The 1,691-nt window shown below is 71.0% G+C and carries 3 protein-coding genes; all 3 read left to right on the plus strand.

The annotated features are described in order from the left end of the window. On the plus strand, nt 1-694 hold a 694-nt coding region (tpiA, locus tag AC2VOR_RS15160; RefSeq protein WP_486964053.1), incomplete at its 5' end, for a triose-phosphate isomerase. 121 nt (nt 695-815) lie between these two features. After that, complete coding sequence (gene secG / locus AC2VOR_RS15165; RefSeq protein ID WP_369739143.1) at nt 816-1,049, plus strand: preprotein translocase subunit SecG; 234 nt, start codon at nt 816-818, stop codon at nt 1,047-1,049. Between the two features lie 47 nt (nt 1,050-1,096). Next, nucleotides 1,097-1,691: phosphoenolpyruvate carboxylase (locus tag AC2VOR_RS15170; RefSeq protein ID WP_486964054.1), on the plus strand; the 595-nt coding region annotated here is incomplete at its 3' end.

Below are 1,691 nucleotides of genomic sequence, written 5' to 3' on the forward strand. Positions count from 1 at the left end.
GCCGGACAAGTACTACGACAAGGTCGACGTCACGGTCATCCCGCCGTTCACCGACCTGCGCAGCGTGCAGACCCTGGTCGACGGCGACAAGCTGCGCCTGACCTACGGCGCCCAGGACCTGTCCCAGCACGACGCGGGCGCCTATACCGGCGACATCAGCGGCGCCTTCCTGGCAAAGCTGGGCTGCACCTTCGTCGTCGTCGGGCACTCCGAGCGGCGCACCTACCACCACGAGGACGACGCGCTGGTCGCCGCCAAGGCCGCCGCCGCGCTCAAGAACGAGCTGACCCCGATCGTCTGCATCGGCGAGCACCTCGACGTCCGCGAGGCGGGAAACCACGTCGCCCACAACGTCGAGCAGCTGCACGGCTCGCTGGCCGGGCTCTCGGCCGAGCAGATCGGCAAGGTCGTCATCGCCTATGAGCCGGTGTGGGCGATCGGCACCGGGCGGGTGGCCAGCGCCGCCGACGCCCAGGAGGTGTGCGCGGCGATCCGCGCGGAGCTGGCCTCGCTGGCCTCACCGCAGGTCGCCGAATCCGTGCGCGTGCTCTACGGCGGCTCGGTGAACGCCAAGAACGTCGGCGAGCTCGTCGCCCGCGACGACATCGACGGCGGACTGGTCGGTGGGGCGTCGCTCGACGGCGAGCAGTTCGCGACGCTGGCGGCGATCGCTGCCGGCGGGCCGCTTCCCTAGCGGGGCCCCTGACCGAGGCGGCGGCCGTGCGCGCCGACCCGCAGGTGCGCGGTCAGCACGACGAGCCGACTCGGACAAGGGCAAGGGAGGCGCCCGGTCCCCACCCGCTAGACTCCCAGCCATGGAGTTGGCCCTGCAGATCACCCTGGTCGTCACCAGCATCCTGGTGGTGTTGCTGGTGCTGCTGCACCGCGCCAAGGGTGGCGGCCTGTCGACGCTGTTCGGCGGCGGCGTGCAGTCCAGCCTGTCCGGGTCGACGGTGGTCGAGAAGAACCTCGACCGGCTGACGCTGTTCATCGTCGGCATCTGGCTGGTGTGCATCGTCGGAATGGCCCTGCTCATCAAGTACCGCTGACCTCTCTCGGCGGGCGGGCCCGGTGGTCTCCACCGATACTGGAACCCATGGTTGAGCTATCCGATACCGCGCTGGCCCCGATCGGCGCCGTGCAGCGGACCCAGGTCGGCCGCGAGGCGACCGAGCCGATGCGCGCCGACATCCGCCTGCTGGGCGCCATCCTCGGCGACACCGTGCGCGAGCAGAGCGGCGACGAGGTGTTCGACCTCGTGGAACGCGCCCGGGTGGAGTCGTTCCGGGTGCGGCGCTCCGAGATCGACCGCGCGGACATGTCGCGCATGTTCTTCGGGCTCGACATCCACCGGGCGATCCCGGTGATCCGGGCGTTCAGCCATTTCGCGCTGCTGGCCAACGTCGCCGAAGACATCCACCGGGAGCGCCGGCGCGCGGTCCACGTGGCCGCCGGGGAGCCGCCGCAGGACAGCAGCCTGGCCGCCACCTACGCGAAACTCGAAGCCGCCGAACTGGATTCGGCAACCGTCGCCGACGCGTTGCGGGGCGCGCTGGTCTCCCCGGTGATCACCGCCCATCCGACCGAGACACGGCGGCGCACCGTGTTCGTCACCCAGCACCGCATCACCGAGCTGATGCGGCTGCACGCCGACGGGCGCACCGAGACCGCCGACGGGCGCAGCATCGAAC

This window comes from Mycobacterium sp. TH-M103 (assembly GCF_057473785.1).